This is a genomic window from Cumulibacter manganitolerans (assembly GCF_009602465.1).
Taxonomy (GTDB): Bacteria; Actinomycetota; Actinomycetes; order Mycobacteriales; family Antricoccaceae; genus Cumulibacter; species Cumulibacter manganitolerans.
Window position 1 is genome coordinate 1 of the sequence record NZ_WBKP01000117.1, and the last position, 1,816, is coordinate 1,816.

The 1,816-nt window shown below is 68.7% G+C and carries 2 protein-coding genes; both read left to right on the forward strand.

The genetic code is table 11. The features are described 5' to 3' along the window. Nucleotides 1-138 precede the first annotated feature (138 nt). Nucleotides 139-756, forward strand: a complete 618-nt coding sequence (locus F8A92_RS18380; RefSeq protein ID WP_153506629.1) for a class I SAM-dependent methyltransferase — start codon at nucleotides 139-141, stop codon at nucleotides 754-756. Next, on the forward strand, nucleotides 753-1,304 hold the full coding sequence (locus F8A92_RS18385; RefSeq protein ID WP_153506630.1) for a TrmH family RNA methyltransferase: 552 nt from the start codon (nucleotides 753-755) through the stop codon (nucleotides 1,302-1,304). The genes F8A92_RS18380 and F8A92_RS18385 overlap by 4 nt, the downstream gene beginning before the upstream one ends. Nucleotides 1,305-1,816: the final 512 nt, after the last annotated feature.

Consider the following 1,816-nt stretch of genomic DNA (forward strand, 5'->3'; position numbering starts at 1 on the left):
GGACGGGGAGCGCCCGGCGGCGCGGCCTCCGGGCTGAGGGCGGCCGGCGGGGCTGAGGGCGGCCGGTGGCGCGGCCTCCGGGCTGAGCAGCGGTCGGCGGCGCGGCCTCCCGGGTGAGCCCTGACCTAACATGGAGCGATGCGCACGGGCGGTGACCACTACTTCAGCAGCACCCCAGGCGCGCTCAGCGACCCCAAGGAGGTCGACGTCCTGCTGCCCGACGTCGACCTGACGCTCTGGACCGACGCGGGTGTCTTCAGCCACGGCCGGCTGGACGCCGCGACCCGGATCTTCCTCGAGACGGCTCCCGCGCCGCCGCCGACCGGCGTGCTGCTCGACCTGGGCTGCGGCTACGGACCGATCGCGTTGGTTCTCGCGTCGCGGTCTCCGAAGGCTCAGGTGCTCGCGGTCGACGTCAACGAACGGGCGCTTGGGCTCGTCCGCCGCAACGCGGACCGGAACGGTCTTCGCAATGTGACGGCATCCCTGCCCGAAGACGTGCCGGAGGATCTCGAGCTCGCTGCCATATATGCGAACCCGCCGATCAGGATCGGCAAGCAGGCGATGCGGGAGATGCTGCTGCACTGGCTGTCGCGGCTCGCCGCCGACGGCGTTGCGTACCTCGTGGTCGGCAAGCACCTCGGCTCCGACTCGTTGGCCGGATGGCTTGAAGAGCAAGGATTCGAGGTCGTGAGGATGGCCTCCCGGAACAGCTATCGAACGCTGGAAGTCAGGCATGGAAAGGATGTGGCGTGAGCCAGCTACGCGGCACGGATCTCAAGCGGTTGCACCGCGGCTGGAAGCGGACTTCGCCACCGCCTCTGGCGTTGATCCTGGAGAGCGTCGCCTCGCCCTGGAACGTCGGCGCCATAACCAGAACCGCCGCCGCCCTCGGGATCGCGCACCTGTACCTGTCCGGCGACACTGCATCCCCGAGATCCGCGAAGACACAGAAGACCGCGCTCGGTACCGATCGATACCTCAGCTGGTCGACACATGACGACGGTCCCAGCGCCGTAGCCGCGGCCCGTGGTGACGACTACTACGTCGTGGCGGTGGAGCTCGCCAACGAGTCGGTTCCGATGCACACCCTCGACCTCCATCGTCCAGTGGCGCTGCTGCTCGGGCACGAGGACCGCGGAGTCAGCGCCGCGGCCCTCGCGGCGGTGGACGCGTCCGCATTCCTGCCCCAGGTGGGCCGCGTCGGTTCCCTGAACGTGGCTACCGCGGCGTCCATCGCGATGTACGAGGCCCGCCGCCAGCACTGGGTCACCCTCGACGAGCTCCCCTCCCTCCCGGACTGACCCGCTCCATCCCGACCTGACCCGCTCCATCCCGGACTGGCTAGCCCGCTTCACGCTTCCCGAGCAACCCCTTCTCATGGTCGTCGAGCGGACCCTTCTCTTGGTCGTCGAGCGGATCCGTCTCTTGGTCGTCGAGCGAGCGTCGGGGGCGGGGACTGTGGCGGCCCGGGCCTAGGTGCCGGGTTCGGCACCCCAGACGCTGCACAGGTCGGCACCTTGAGGGCCCTTTTCTTGCTCCTCGAGCGACTCTCTTCTTGGTCGTCGAGCGAGCCCACCTCTTGGTGGTTGGGGCGTTTTTCTTTGGTCGTCGAGCGAGCGAGCCCCTTGGGGCGAGCGATGTCGAGACGCCGGGAGCCGACAATGTCGCCGGTGCGCGCGGTTGTGGCCCACAGATAATCGGTTGTGCACAGATCCCTGCTGTGGCGGGGTTCTGTCGCGGAAATCTTGTCGGTGCCGGTCCGTAGATTCAGGGGCATGATCAGCAGCCCGCCCGTGACGGACCCGGGAGCCGA

Coding starts and splice junctions, on each gene's coding strand:
- F8A92_RS18380 (WP_153506629.1), top strand. CDS start 139: ATGCGCACGGGCGGTGACCACTACTTCAGCAGCACCCCAGGCGCGCTC.